At 61.8% G+C, this 275-nt stretch carries 1 protein-coding gene; it reads right to left on the reverse strand.

Annotated elements, in window-relative coordinates:
- Positions 1–47 precede the first annotated feature (47 nt).
- The coding region (locus tag RMT89_RS42870; protein WP_315889173.1) for a BlaI/MecI/CopY family transcriptional regulator at positions 48–275 on the reverse strand (228 nt) is incomplete at its 5' end.

The following is a 275-nucleotide window of genomic DNA, read 5'->3' on the forward strand; positions in this document are numbered from 1 at the left end:
CAACAGCAACTGCCGAACGCCCAGTGCCATCGCCAGGTCGATGAGGTTCATTGCTTCCTCCCGGCCCTGGCATCGCTGATGCGCTGCTGCAGTGCCTGCAGTTCGTTGCGGTCGATTTCGCGTTCGTCCACCAGGTGCTGTGCCAACACGTTCGGTGAGCCATCGAAGAACTGACGCAGCAGATGGTCGAGCGCTTGCCGGCGGGCCTGCTCGCGGCTGAGCGTGGCGTGATAGATGTAGGCGCGACCTTCCTGGCGATGACTGACAAAGCCTTT

The organism is Streptomyces sp. P17 (assembly GCF_032436805.1).
Lineage (GTDB): Bacteria > Actinomycetota > Actinomycetes > Streptomycetales > Streptomycetaceae > Streptomyces.